Genomic DNA, 13,151 nt, shown 5'->3' on the forward strand with positions numbered 1-13,151 from the left:
ACTCTACTTCCCCACCCCAGGGTCATGCTGGCGGGTGGTGTTTATCCCAGGCCAGCGGCTGCGCGGAGCTCTTCAACACGGTTGAGTTGCTCCCACGGCAGGTCCAAGTCAGTTCGGCCGAAGTGACCGTAGGTGGAGGTCTGCGCATAAATCGGGCGCAGCAAGTCCAGGTCACGAATAATAGCGGCCGGACGAAGGTCGAAGACCTTGTTGATAGCCTCGCGGATGGCGTCGTCTGAAACGTGACCGGTGCCGAAAGAGTCGACGTAAAGGCCTACCGGGCGAGCGCGGCCGATAGCGTAGGCGACCTGAATCTCCAGGCGGTCAGCCAGACCCGCAGCCACGGCATTCTTCGCAACCCAACGGGTGGCATAGGCGCCGGAGCGGTCCACCTTTGACGGGTCCTTACCCGAGAATGCGCCGCCACCGTGACGAGCCATACCGCCATAAGTGTCGACGATAATCTTGCGGCCGGTCAGGCCGGCATCGCCCATCGGGCCACCGATAATAAACTGGCCAGACGGGTTGACCAGCAGATTCAATTCCTCGGTAACAAAGCGCTCGCGCAAGTTAGCGTCGTCGAGCACCCAATCGACTACGTGAGTCTTAATCTGCTCGGTAATCCACTCCTGGGTCACATCCGGGTCGTGCTGCGTGGACACCACTACGGTGTCCAAGTACACCGGGTTATTGTCTTCGTCGTAAGCGAAGGTGACCTGAGTCTTACCATCCGGTCGAAGCGATGGGACGATGCCTTCCTTGCGTACCTGCGTCAAGCGGCGAGCCAGACGGTGCGCCAGTGCAATCGGTAGCGGCATGTACTCCGGAGTTTCGTTGGTAGCGTAGCCGAACATCAGCCCCTGGTCGCCAGCGCCCTTGAGATCTTCTGCTTCGACTTCGCCACCAGAGCTGCGTGCTTCCAGAGAAGTGTGCACACCGTCGTGGATGTCTGAAGATTGCTCACCGATCGAAATGGAGACGCCACAGGTCTTGCCGTCAAAGCCCTTTTCAGAAGAATCGAAACCGATCTCCTTCAGTCGACTCCGGACAATTCCAGGGATGTCAACGTAGCTCTTCGTGCGAACCTCGCCAACAACATGGACTAAACCGGTAGTCACCACAGTCTCAACGGCGACCATCGATGCAGAATCCTGCGCGAGCATAGCGTCAAGGATGGAGTCCGAAATCGAGTCGCAAATCTTATCTGGGTGCCCCTCGGTAACAGATTCACTGGAAAACAGCCGAAGATTAGAGGCCACGAGCAGTACAACTTTCTTCTAGATCATTTCCCCAGCCCTGCGATGTCGCTGCGGCGTGGGTTTTCGTTTGATTCGATAATTATAGACCAAGCGGTTCAGTCGCCGTAGTAGGCACCGGCTACTCCGCTGGCTGAGGTTCCTGTCGCAGCTCGGAGACTGCATCCAAAATCGAACCGGCTACCGAGAACTTTGAGCCTCGCGGCACGTCCCACTGCTCGCCATCGAGAGACAGCAACCATCCGACATTGTCCGTCGCACCGAAAGTTTGCCCACCTGAGACGTCGTTACACATGAGCAAATCGCAGCCCTTGCGCACAATTTTCTGCTTCGCAAGCTCGAGTGGCGTCGTCGTCTCGTCGCCGGTCTCAGCCGCAAAGCCCACCATCGTCGTGGTTGCCGGAATCTCGCCCGCTTTACGACGCTCCACAGTGGTAGCCAGAATGTCAGGGTTTTCTACAAGCTGGATGTTGCTCAAAGCGTCGTCTGCGACGCCCTTCTTCATCTTGGCCCCAGCGGTCGATGCCGGACGGAAGTCGGCGACGGCAGCGGCAAAAATGCAGACATCGGCCAACTTGGAGTGTTCGTGGGCGGCCTTGGCCATCTCCAAAGTGGAATCAACCTTTACAACATTCGCGCCCAGCGGTATCGGCAACTGATCTGTATGTCCTGCCACCACAGTGACCTGAGCGCCACGCTGTGCTGCCATCTCAGCTAGCGCGAAGCCCTGACGCCCTGAGGAGTGGTTGCCGATAAAACGTACCGGGTCGATAGCCTCACGGGTGCCACCGGCAGTAATCATAAAGCGCACGCCCTCGAAGTCGCGGCGGAAGTGGCGCGGATTCTCGACTGCCGCTAATGCCAGCGAAACTATCTGCTCTGGCTCCGGCAGACGACCTGGACCAGTGTCCTTACCAGTCAAACGGCCATGGGCCGGATCGAGGACAATAGTGCCATGGCGACGAAGAATCGCGACATTATCCCGCGTAGCTGGATGGTTCCACATCTCGGTGTGCATGGCAGGGGCCAGAACCACCGGGCAGGTCGCCACAAGCAAAGTTGCGGTGAGAAGGTCGTCGGCACGCCCGTGTGCGGCACGCGCCATAAAGTCGGCAGTCGCGGGAACCACGACGACGAGGTCGGCCTCCTGCCCCACGCGGACATGCTGAACTTCATCGACTGCGTCAAAAACCGTAGTCGACACCGGGTTCCCCGACAGCGCCTCGAAAGTAGCCGCACCTACAAAATTCAATGCGGACTCGGTGGGAACGACGCGAACATCGTGACCGAGTTCCTTGAAGCCACGAACAACGTGTGCGGCCTTATATGCAGCGATGCCGCCGGCAACCCCGACGACAACCTTTAAACATTCGGATACGTCAGCATTACCGGCGGCATGCATACAGATATCTCCCCTTAAGGAAATGCTCTAGCCCTCAGTGTGGTCCAGCAGACCAGCGTTAATTTCACGAAGAGCGATGGACAGAGGCTTCTCAGCGACCCCCGGAGTAACCAGCGGGCCAACGTACTCCAGCATGCCTTCGTCAATCTGCTGGTAGTAGTCATTAATCTGGCGTGCACGCTTGGCAGCGAAGATAGCCAGAGCGTACTTCGAAGAAGCCTTACCAAGCAGCTCATCGATCGGCGGATTGGTAATACCAATTGGCGGGTCGAACACTGCCTCGGTGGCGGTATTTTCCTGGGTCACGAGAAATCTTTCCTCAATAGAACGTGAGTTACTGGGGTGACAATAGAAACCGTCGGAGCAATAGAAACACCATTGCTTGGAAACGATTTCTACTATCGATGATGTGGAGTCGCCCTGTTACTTGCCAGTAGTCAGCGCCCGAGCGATGGCCGCCACAGCATCATCGACATTGTCGTTGACAACAACCTCATCGAATTCGTGCTGAGCATCCATTTCCACTCGCGCGGTTTCCAGGCGACGCTTGACTTGCGCCTCGGTTTCCGTGCCACGACCAGTGAGCCTGCTGACGAGAATCTCCCAGCTTGGCGGAGCCAAGAACAGCAGGTGAGCATTCGGCGCTACCTTACGGATGGAGCGGGCTCCCGCCAGATCCACCTCAACGAGTACCGGACGTCCCTCGGCGAGAGCTTTATCCACCGGGCCACGCGGCGTACCAGAACGCTGCAGACCACCGTGGATTTCAGCCCACTCGAGCATCTCTCCTGCATCAATATGCTGTTGGAACTTCTCCGGGGTCACGAAGAAATAGTCGCGGCCATCGATCTCACCCGGCCGTGCGGCGCGGGTGGTCATGGAAACGCTGAAGTACAGTCCGGGAACCTCGGCACGGAGCCGACTGACAACAGTGGATTTTCCCACACCGGCAGGGCCGGCAAGGACTACCAGCTGACCGTTTTCATTCCCGGCCACTGCGACTAGTCCTCCACTGCGTAGCCGAAGCGCTCCAGCAGAGCGCGACGCTGACGGTCACCCAGGCCACGCAGGCGGCGGGTCTGAGCAATCTCCAGGTCATTCATGATGTCCTGTGCCTTGACCTTGCCGACCTTCGGCAGAGCCTCGAGCAGAGCGGAGACCTTCATCTTGCCGATGATCTCGTTCTCGTCAGCCTGCTTGAGAACCTCTGGCAGGTCGATAGCGCCACGCTTCAGCTTGTCCTTGAGCTCTGCGCGTACCTTGCGGGCCTGAGCTGCCTTCTCGAGTGCTGCTGCACGCTGCTCCGGGGTCAACTGCGGAAGGGCCACGTGTTCCTCCGTAAAAATAGATTGGTTAGCTTCTTATTTACTTGCACGAGCCTCGCGTCCACCAAGGGCAGGCAACGACACCGTGCTTAACGATTGGAGACCGTACCGCACTTACCGGTTGTTGAGGCAAATGCTGACGGGGTGTCGATAAAAATGACACCAGGGCTTTATCCGCCCCACCTTTCGGTCGTGGTCAACCAACTCCGGCGATTGTAGCACCGTTTGCCCAGGAGAATGGAAATTGACCACGGTTTTTGTACGAAATCTCCCAGGAATCGTCACAGTAACTTGCCCATACCTACTCCGCCGCCACCTGAGGCTCATTAGGAAAATCTCGTCAGCTAGGTACGGAAGAAGCCCGCAGGGGCACCTGTTCTATGAGGTGCGCCCTGCGGGCCTCTGCCAAATCGTCGATTCGCTGCTAACTCTCGGATAGGAACGGAGCCGCAGCTTCAATAGTTGCGCGCCGCAGCGCAGCAGGATCAGGCCCAGCGGAGAGAATTGCACGCGAAATATTTGGCAGTGCAAGCCCCTTGGATTCCCCTGCCAGACGATCTACATCGGCCGGGGTTCCACCCTGAGCTCCCACACCGGGCATGAGAATGGGACCACGCAGGTCACTGAGCACCGGGGCGTCGTCAAGCGTTGCGCCAACAACAACGCCGATGCTGCCCGCCTTTGCACCAGCGTCAATCTGGCGGGCATTAATAGCGGCTGCCTGGTTGACCATGGTCTGAGCCAGACTCTCACCCGAAACGGTCGCCTTTTGTACGGACGCACCTTCCGGATTGGACGTTGCGGCCAACACGAACAGGCCGCGTCCGTTCTCCAACGCCAACGAAACCGCCGGATCAAGAGCACCGAACCCGAGGTACGGAGATACCGTCAGTGCGTCGGCGGCTAGCGGCGAGCTATCCGACAGCCAGGCATCAGCGTATGCAGCCATCGTCGAACCGATATCGCCCCGCTTGGCATCTGCAATCGACAGCGCACCGGCGTCCTTCAGATCTGCCAACGTCCGCTCCAGGACGGCAAAGCCCTTGGAACCGTAGGCTTCAAAGAACGCCACCTGGGGCTTGACGACGGCAACGATGTCACCGAACGCCTCGACGCATGTGGCGGCAAAACGCTCTAGACCGTCAGCCGAATGCGGCAACTGCCAGGCATCCAGCAGCCCCGGGTGCGGGTCGATGCCCACGCAGAGCCGACCGCGCTCGGCGACAACCTCGCTGAGGCGATCGCCGAAACCTTTGACTGTCCGCACTGCGGAACCTTCAGCCTTCGCGGTCATGTTAGGCCTGCTCCTGAGCAGCCAACTCTGCCGGGTGGAGTTCCTGCAGAGCCTTAACGCTCATCTCACCGTTGCGCAGTGCCAGAATGCCCTGCAGTGCGGCGACGGCCCCCTGAGCGGTGGTCACACAAGTTACGCCCTGGCTCACAGCAGCAGCGCGAATCTCATATCCGTCAGAGCGTGCGCCAGCAGAACCGGACGGGGTGTTGATAATGATGTCAACCTCACCGTCGCGAATCATGTCGACGATGTCGCGCTCGTCCGTCGGTGCTTCGGAATCAGTCGTACGCTTTGCGACGACCTCACACTCAACACCGTTGCGGCGCAGCATACCGGCCGTACCCTCCGTTGCCAGGATGCGGAAGCCCATATCCGCCAGCGTGAGGATCGGGAAGACCAGAGTGCGCTTATCGCGGTTGGCCAGCGAAACGAAGATCGTGCCCTCGGTCGGCAGCTCACCGAAACCGGCCAGCTCGCCCTTGGCGAAAGCGGCACCAAAGTTGTCGGCCAGGCCCATGACTTCACCGGTGGACTTCATCTCCGGGCTCAGCAGACTGTCGAGAGCGCGGCCCTCGAAGTCGCGGAAGCGGTTGAACGGCAGGACCGCTTCCTTAACCGCGATAGGAGCGTCAGCAGGCAGAGAGCCGCCGTCGAAGTTGGACGGAATCATGCCCTCTTCGCGCAGTTCCGCGATAGTAGCGCCCATCATGACGCGGGACGCGGCCTTAGCCAGCGGAACCGAGGTTGCCTTGGAGACAAACGGTACGGTGCGAGATGCACGCGGGTTGGCCTCGATGACGTAGAGGGTCTCGTCCTTGAGTGCGTACTGAACGTTCATCAGGCCCTTGACACCGATGCCGTGTGCCAGTGCCTTGGTGGATTCACGCACCTTGTCGATGATGCCTGCAGACAGAGTCATCGGAGGCAGCGCACACGCGGAGTCGCCGGAGTGAATACCGGCTTCCTCGATGTGCTCCATAACGCCTCCGAGGTAGACCTCTTCCCCATCACACAGTGCATCAACATCAATCTCGATGGCGCTGTCCAGGAAGCGGTCAACCAGTACCGGGTGCTCATTGGACAGCTCGGTAGCGCGGTTGATGTAGTCCTCCAGAGTGGCCTCATCGTAGACGATTTCCATGCCACGGCCGCCGAGGACGTAGGACGGACGGACCAGCACCGGGTAACCGATACCAGCGGCAACCTGGCGAGCTTCTGCGAAGGAGGTGGCGGTACCGAACTCCGGCGCCGGCAGCTTGGCCTCAGCCAGCACCTTGCCGAACTCACCGCGGTCCTCAGCCAGGTCGATTGCCTCTGGGCTAGTGCCGACAATCGGAACACCTGCGGCCTGCAGACGCTCCGCCAGGCCCAGCGGAGTCTGGCCACCGAGCTGAACAATGACGCCTGCGACCTTTCCGGACTGGCTCTCAGCGTGGTAGACCTCGAGGACATCCTCGAAAGTCAACGGCTCGAAGTAGAGGCGATCTGCGGTGTCGTAGTCGGTGGAAACCGTTTCCGGGTTGCAGTTGACCATGACGGTCTCGTACCCAACCCGGGAGAGCTCGAGCGCCGCGTGGACACAGGAGTAGTCGAACTCAATACCCTGGCCGATGCGGTTAGGACCGGAACCGAGGATGATGACCTTTTCCTTCTCGGTCTGCGGGGCGACCTCGGACTCAGCAGCCGGGTCCAGCTCGTATGCCGAATAGTGGTACGGAGTCTGTGCTTCGAACTCGGCGGAGCAGGTATCGACAGTCTTGAATACCGGGTGGATGTTCAGGCGCCAGCGCAGCTCGCGCACGCCGTCTTCCCCGGCCAACTCCGGACGCAGCGCAGCAATCTGAGCGTCGGACAGGCCCCAGTACTTAGCCTCACGCAGCAGGTCGGAGGTCAGCACCGGAGCGTCGATAAGCTCCTTGCGGATATCCTGCAGGTTTTCCATCTCGGCGATAAACCACGGATCCAGGCCGGAAGCTTCGTGGATCTGCTCGATGGAAGCACCCAGACGCTGAGCCAGCTCAACGTCGTAGATGCGACCTTCAGTCGGACGCTTCAGGTCCTCAAGGACAGCGTTGACATCGTTTGCGCGCTCACCTGCAAAGTCCTCATCCGGAACAGTCCAGAAACCAGCTGGCTTGTTCTCCAGCGAACGCATGACCTTACCGAGCGCGCCGATGTAGTTACGGCCGATAGCCATGGCCTCACCGACGGACTTCATGGTGGTGGTCAGCGTATCGTCAGCACCTGGGAACTTCTCGAAAGCAAAGCGTGGAGCCTTGACAATCACGTAATCCTGCACCGGCTCAAACGCTGCCGGGGTTTCACCGGTGATGTCGTTGGTGATCTCATCAAGGGTGTAGCCGATAGCCAGCTTGGCAGCAATCTTTGCAATCGGGAAACCAGTTGCCTTGGAAGCAAGCGCCGACGAGCGGGAGACGCGCGGGTTCATCTCAATGGTGATGATGCGGCCGTCATTCGGGTTGATGGCGAACTGGATGTTACAGCCACCGGTGTCAACGCCGACCTCACGCAGAATTGCGATGCCCTGGTCACGCATGGTCTGGAACTCGCGGTCGGTCAGAGTCATCGACGGAGCGACAGTCACCGAGTCACCAGTGTGGACACCGAGGGCATCAACGTTTTCAATGGAGCAGACCACGACAACGTTGTCGTCGCCATCACGCATGAGCTCGAGCTCAAATTCCTTCCAGCCGAGGATGGACTCCTCGATCAGAACATTGGCCTCGGGCGATGCGGCCAGGCCGCCACCTGCAATACGGTCGAGGTCTTCCTGGTTGAAGGCCAGACCGGAACCCAGACCGCCCATGGTGAACGACGGGCGAACAACGACCGGAAGACCGAGCTCTGCAACAGTCTCATGGACTTCTTCCATGTTGTGGCAGACGCGGGAACGAGCGGATTCGCCACCAATCTTGGCGACGATGTCCTTGAACATCTGGCGATCCTCACCGCGCTGAATGGCCGGAATATCAGCACCAATCAGCTCGACATTGTACTTCTCCAGAATGCCCTCGCGGTCCAGCTGAATAGCTGCGTTCAGTGCAGTCTGGCCACCGAGAGTTGCCAGGACAGCGTCAATCGGGTTGCCCTCTGCAGCTTCCTTGGCCAGGATCTTTTCGATGTACTTGGTTTCAATCGGCTCGATATAGGTGGAGTCTGCGAACTCCGGGTCAGTCATAATCGTTGCCGGGTTGGAGTTGACCAGCGTGACTCTCAGGCCCTCTTCGCGCAGCACGCGGCAAGCCTGGGTGCCGGAGTAGTCGAACTCGCAGGCCTGACCGATAACAATCGGGCCGGAGCCGATAACCAGTACGTGGTTGATGTCTGTACGACGTGGCATGGTGTTAGGTCCCTTAGCCCTTTCCTACTTGTTCGAGTTTCCGGTTGCGGACTTGTTGAAATCGACCTTCTGGATCAGCGCCAGGAAGTCATCAAAGAGAGAGTGCGCATCGTGCGGGCCGGCTGCGGACTCCGGGTGGTACTGCACAGAAAAGGCCATGCCGTTCTTCAGTGCGACACCTTCCACGACGTCGTCGTTAAGGCAGGTGTGCGTAACCTCTGCCTCGCCCCACGGGGTATCGAAACTCTCGCCGGCCTTGCCTTCAAGTGCGAAACCGTGGTTCTGAGCGGTGATAAAAATACGGCCAGTGCGGTGGTCTTTCACCGGAACATTGACGCCGCGGTGACCGAAGACCAGCTTGTAGGTATTCAGGCCGAGTGCGCGACCAAGAATCTGGTTACCGAAGCAGATACCGAATAGCGGCATGCCGTCATCGAGGGCAGCCTTGGCGACCGCAACCATCTCATCAGCAGTTGCCGGGTCACCCGGGCCGTTGGACAAGAAGACACCGTCCGGCTGGTATTCCTTCTTAATATCTTCGTACGGAGTGTTAGCCGGAACAACTACGACTTCCAGGCCACGCTTAGCCAGCTCACGCGGGGTGTTGGACTTGATGCCCAGGTCGTAGGCCACAACACGTGCCTTCTTCTCCCCCTGTGGTTCCACGACATAGGCCTCATCGGTGCTGACCTCGCGAGCCAGATCCGCGCCCTTCATCGCAGGCTGAGCGCGAACGATTTCCACCAGCTTATCGACGGGCTGCTGTGCGTCCTCACCGGAGAAAATACCAGCGGCAATCGAGCCATTGTCGCGCAAATGGCGAACCAGCGCGCGGGTATCAATCTGGCGGATACCGATGATGCCCTGTGCCTTCAGTTCATCTTCCAAGCTGCGCTCCGAGCGCCAGTTGGAGGGAATGCGCGACAAATCGCGGATAATAAAGCCAGCTGCCCAAATCTTGTTTCCGCGGGACTCGTAGTCCTCATCGTTCCAACCGGTGTTGCCGATCTGTGGTGCGGTAGCCACAATCAGCTGGCGGTGGTAGGACGGGTCCGTCAGGGTTTCCTGGTAGCCCGTCATAGCGGTGGTAAAAACTGCCTCACCCAGGGTTGTACCGGTGGCGCCGAAACCGCGTCCGCGGAACACTCGGCCATCTGCCAATACCAGGACTGCCGCTGTAGCGGCCGCGGCCTGCGACTCGTTGCTCACGTTATTGCCTTTCAGTTGGGTAGCGTGCGAGGAATTTACATTAATCATACGGGACGCATGTGAATTTTTATGCGTTGACATGAATATTATCCAGCGACCTCTCCGTTAAGAGCGGTCACCTTACCGCGCAGCACGGTAGCTGCCACGGACACGGCCATCTCCATTTCCTCATAAGGAGTGTTCTCAGACTTCGACGCCAGGTCTTCGCCGCGGACCGTCCACTTTTTGCCCGGGTCAACAACGGTCAGGTTGGCAGGCTCACCGACAGCAATCGGACGGCCGTGCCCCGGTAGCTTCACGATTTGAGCGGGACGCTCACTCATGACCTTGGCCAGCCAGCGCCAATCACAATCGCCCTTCAAAACGAACTCTTCGGCGATGATTGGCATCGAGGTCTCCAGACCAAGCATGCCGGGCTTAGCGTGCTCGAACTCGCAGCACTTTTCTTCAGAGCCGTGCGGAGCGTGGTCGGTAGCGACACAGTCAATGATCCCGTCAATCAGAGCCTGACGCAGAGCCAGGGTGTCGCGCTGCTCACGCAGCGGCGGATTGACGCGGTAGACGCCGTCGTAGGTCTCCAACTTCTCATCGGTGAGAATCAGGTGATGCGGGGTAACCTCGGCGGTCAGCGGAATATCATGCTCCTTTGCCCACTTGACCAGCTCAACCGTACCTTCGGTGGAAGCGTGGCAGATGTGCATGCGTCCGCCGTAGTCGCGAGCCATAATGGCATCTCGGGCCACGATCGACTCCTCAGCTACGCGCGGCCACCCGGTCAGGCCGAGTCGTGCGGCGGTCGGACCTTCGTGAGCCGATGCATCTGCGGTCAGACGCGGATCTTCGCAGTGCTGCGCCAGCAATACGTCTTCGCCGCGGGCGTATTCAATCGCGCGGCGCATAATCAGCGGATTATCAACGCACTTACCGTCATCGGAGAACATGCGTACCTTCGCCTGCGAGTCTGCCATCATGCCGAACTCAGTCAGCGTCTCGCCCTTCAGCCCCTTAGTAATGGATCCGACCGGGTGAACGTCGCAGAGGTTCAGCGCCTGGCCCTTGAGCCACACCGACTCAGCAATCGAGGGGTCATCGGTTACCGGCGCGGTATTGGCCATAGTGAACACTGCGGTGAAACCACCGCGTGCTGCGGCGGCGGAACCAGTGGCCAGGGTTTCCGTATCTTCACGGCCCGGCTCGCGCAGGTGCACATGGATGTCAACCAGGCCTGGCAAGAGAACGAGGGAGTCGAACTCCAGGACCTCTACCCCGTCCTCGGCCGTGAGATTTTCACCAATCTCAGCGATAACGCCATCTTCGATCAGAACGTCGACATCTTCGCCTTCACCGTAGGGACGCACACCCTTCAGCAGCAGCTGTCCCCGTGCGGGTGCTGCCAATGGTCCTACCTCGGGGTACGAGGCTTCGTCATACTCATTGCGATTCGACATTTATGCCTGCCCTTCCAAGTTGGCGGAAACACCTGAGGTCAGCAGTGTGAAAAGAACTGCCATGCGGACGTGGACACCGTTGGCTACCTGCTGCAGCACGGCAGTGCGCGGCAAATCAGCGACGGCATCGTTAATTTCCATGCCACGAAGCATCGGGCCTGGGTGCATCACAATGCAGTCGTCGCGAAGCATCTTCTCGCGAGCCTTCGACAGCCCGTAGCGAGTGGCGTATTCGCGATGGGATGGGAAGAAGCCTCCGTTCATGCGCTCCTGCTGAACGCGGAGCATCATCACGGCATCAGCATCGCGAATCTCGTCTTCCATGCGGTAGGCAACACGCACCGGCCAGGTCTCGATGCCAAACGGCAGCAGCGTCGGTGGCGCGACGAAGACGACCTCGGCGCCGAGCTTGCTTAGCAGATCGGCGTTAGAGCGAGCGACGCGAGAGTGCAAAATATCGCCAACGATGACGACCTTGCGCCCCTCAATTCCACCGAGGCGCTGACGCAACGTCACCGCGTCCAGGAGAGCCTGCGTCGGGTGCTGGTGCTTTCCGTCACCCGCGTTGATGATCGATGGGCCGTTGCCAAATTCCTCAGTCCACTTGGCGATCAGCTGTGCCGCGCCCGACGATGGGTGCCTAACGACGATGGCATCGCCGCCGATAGCATCCAAAGTCAGCGCGGTGTCTTTCAGACTTTCGCCTTTCTTCACAGAGGAAGAGGAAGCCGAGATATTAATAACATCGGCGCTCATCCACTTACCCGCAGTCTCAAAAGAAGAGCGGGTACGCGTGGAGTTCTCGTAAAAGAGGTTATAAATAGTGCGGCCGCGCAGGGTCGGCAGCTTCTTAATTTCCCGACCGCGGATGACCTCCTTGAAACGATCGGCCTCATCCATCAGGCCGACAATTTCATCCTTGGTCAAATCCGCAATGCTAATCAGGTGTTTCACTGTTCCTCCGCCCGGGTGAGAATAACCGCGTCACGGCCGTCAAGTGCCTCTACCAGCACATCGACGTCTTCGTCGCGGGAAGTTGGCAGATTCTTACCGACGTAATCGGCGCGAATTGGTAGTTGACGATGACCACGATCAACCAGCACTGCAAGCTGAATTACTCGCGGGCGACCGATGTCAGCAATAGCGTCGAGTGCGGCACGAATTGTGCGACCTGAGAAGAGGACATCGTCTACGAGAACAACGGTGGTGCCGTCGATTCCGGAGTTTGGAATGTTCGTGGGCTGCAGGGCGCGGTGCGGGCCCTTGCGCAAGTCATCCCTGTACAGGGTGATATCAAGCGATCCAGTTTCCGGGCGAATGCCGGAGAACTGTTCAATCAAATCGGCTAGCTTCTCCGCCAGCGGTACGCCACCAGATGGAATACCGAGGAGAACTACGCGCCCAGCATTTGGGCTATCCAGCGCAGTTTTTTCAATGATTTGGTGCGCGATGCGCGCGATGGTACGTGCAACTTCGTCTGCATTGAGCAGCTCGGTTGTTTGCGGCGTTCCTTCGCTCATCGTGACCTCCTTCCCCGCCTCTCAGTGCGGTCCGTTAAAGGATGTCTTGATTGTGGATATTTGATTATCAGTTTGCGTGACCCGCAACTACGGTCGCGGTGCAAACTTCCGCTGACCAGAATAGCACTCACACTTAAATTGCCTCTAAATGCAACAAAACTCCAAGCCCCCAAAAAAGGGACTTGGAGTTTCAGACAATCCGCGAGAACCGACTGTGATCGGCTCGCAGTGAGCCCGGCCGCTTTGATTGGCTAGGACCCGTTCTCGCTCTTAGCCACGTCTTCAGCCACCAGCTTGGCAATATCGCTCATGTCCAGGCCGGTAATCTTAGCCATC

At 58.8% G+C, this 13,151-nt stretch carries 11 protein-coding genes; all 11 read right to left on the reverse strand.

Annotated elements, in window-relative coordinates; translation table 11 throughout:
* Window positions 1–41 precede the first annotated feature (41 nt).
* Window positions 42–1,259, reverse strand: coding sequence for a methionine adenosyltransferase (metK, locus tag ADB08_RS10445; RefSeq protein ID WP_048731861.1), 1,218 nt, complete (start codon window positions 1,257–1,259; stop codon window positions 42–44).
* 118 nt (window positions 1,260–1,377) lie between these two features.
* The gene (coaBC, locus tag ADB08_RS10450; RefSeq protein WP_016422716.1) at window positions 1,378–2,658 is read right to left on the reverse strand and encodes a bifunctional phosphopantothenoylcysteine decarboxylase/phosphopantothenate--cysteine ligase CoaBC; all 1,281 of its coding nucleotides are present in this window, start codon (window positions 2,656–2,658) and stop codon (window positions 1,378–1,380) included.
* Between the two features lie 27 nt (window positions 2,659–2,685).
* Entirely contained in the window at window positions 2,686–2,964 is a 279-nt protein-coding gene (gene rpoZ / locus ADB08_RS10455; protein ID WP_005510796.1) for a DNA-directed RNA polymerase subunit omega, read from the reverse strand.
* 117 nt (window positions 2,965–3,081) lie between these two features.
* Window positions 3,082–3,654 (reverse strand): guanylate kinase, encoded by a 573-nt coding sequence (gmk, locus tag ADB08_RS10460; protein WP_049172956.1) that lies wholly within the window; start codon window positions 3,652–3,654, stop codon window positions 3,082–3,084.
* 5 nt (window positions 3,655–3,659) lie between these two features.
* Complete coding sequence (mihF, locus tag ADB08_RS10465; RefSeq protein ID WP_016422714.1) at window positions 3,660–3,986, reverse strand: integration host factor, actinobacterial type; 327 nt, start codon at window positions 3,984–3,986, stop codon at window positions 3,660–3,662.
* A gap of 421 nt (window positions 3,987–4,407) precedes the next feature.
* Window positions 4,408–5,277: an orotidine-5'-phosphate decarboxylase gene (gene pyrF, locus ADB08_RS10470; protein ID WP_049172959.1), complete on the reverse strand. Its 870-nt coding sequence runs from the start codon at window positions 5,275–5,277 to the stop codon at window positions 4,408–4,410.
* Between the two features lies 1 nt (window position 5,278).
* A complete protein-coding gene (gene carB, locus ADB08_RS10475) occupies window positions 5,279–8,638 on the reverse strand; it encodes a carbamoyl-phosphate synthase large subunit (RefSeq protein WP_048731855.1) in 3,360 nt (1,119 codons plus the stop codon).
* A gap of 24 nt (window positions 8,639–8,662) precedes the next feature.
* Complete coding sequence (gene carA / locus ADB08_RS10480) at window positions 8,663–9,895, reverse strand: glutamine-hydrolyzing carbamoyl-phosphate synthase small subunit (protein ID WP_255465687.1); 1,233 nt, start codon at window positions 9,893–9,895, stop codon at window positions 8,663–8,665.
* A gap of 38 nt (window positions 9,896–9,933) precedes the next feature.
* Window positions 9,934–11,295, reverse strand: a complete 1,362-nt coding sequence (locus ADB08_RS10485) for a dihydroorotase (protein WP_016422710.1) — start codon at window positions 11,293–11,295, stop codon at window positions 9,934–9,936.
* On the reverse strand, window positions 11,296–12,249 hold the full coding sequence (locus tag ADB08_RS10490) for an aspartate carbamoyltransferase catalytic subunit (RefSeq protein WP_016422709.1): 954 nt from the start codon (window positions 12,247–12,249) through the stop codon (window positions 11,296–11,298).
* Window positions 12,246–12,815 carry a bifunctional pyr operon transcriptional regulator/uracil phosphoribosyltransferase PyrR gene (pyrR, locus tag ADB08_RS10495; RefSeq protein ID WP_016422708.1) on the reverse strand — a complete coding sequence of 190 codons (570 nt, stop codon included), beginning with the start codon at window positions 12,813–12,815 and terminating at the stop codon, window positions 12,246–12,248. Before pyrR ends, ADB08_RS10490 begins: the two co-directional genes overlap by 4 nt.
* Window positions 12,816–13,151 lie beyond the last annotated feature (336 nt).

The sequence above is a fragment of the Corynebacterium sp. 239_CJEI genome, assembly GCF_001055995.1.
Lineage (GTDB): Bacteria > Actinomycetota > Actinomycetes > Mycobacteriales > Mycobacteriaceae > Corynebacterium > Corynebacterium jeikeium_D.